The organism is Limosilactobacillus coleohominis, from assembly GCF_016901675.1.
In the GTDB taxonomy this organism is placed as follows: domain Bacteria; phylum Bacillota; class Bacilli; order Lactobacillales; family Lactobacillaceae; genus Limosilactobacillus; species Limosilactobacillus intestinavium.
The window spans coordinates 1-237 of record NZ_JACJKU010000216.1; the positions used below are offsets into that span (position 1 = coordinate 1).

Consider the following 237-nt stretch of genomic DNA (forward strand, 5'->3'; position numbering starts at 1 on the left):
CTTTTGTGGAGCGTAAGAGTCGCCTGACAATTGTTAAACGGCTCCATGGTCGCGACAGTCAGTCCATGACTCAAGCCGTACTTGAACTAGCTAGTCAACTTCAAGACAAACTCAAGACGCTGACCGTAGATCATGGTAAAGAGTTCGCTAACTATCAGACAATTGAACGGCAAACTGGTACTCCGGTTTATTTTGCCCATGCTTATTCACCACATGAACGCGGTAGTAATGAGAACC

1 protein-coding gene is annotated in these 237 nt (G+C 46.0%); it reads left to right on the plus strand.

The window, feature by feature from the left end:
* On the plus strand, nucleotides 1-237 hold a 237-nt coding region (locus H5975_RS09315), incomplete at both ends, for an IS30 family transposase (RefSeq protein ID WP_204785655.1).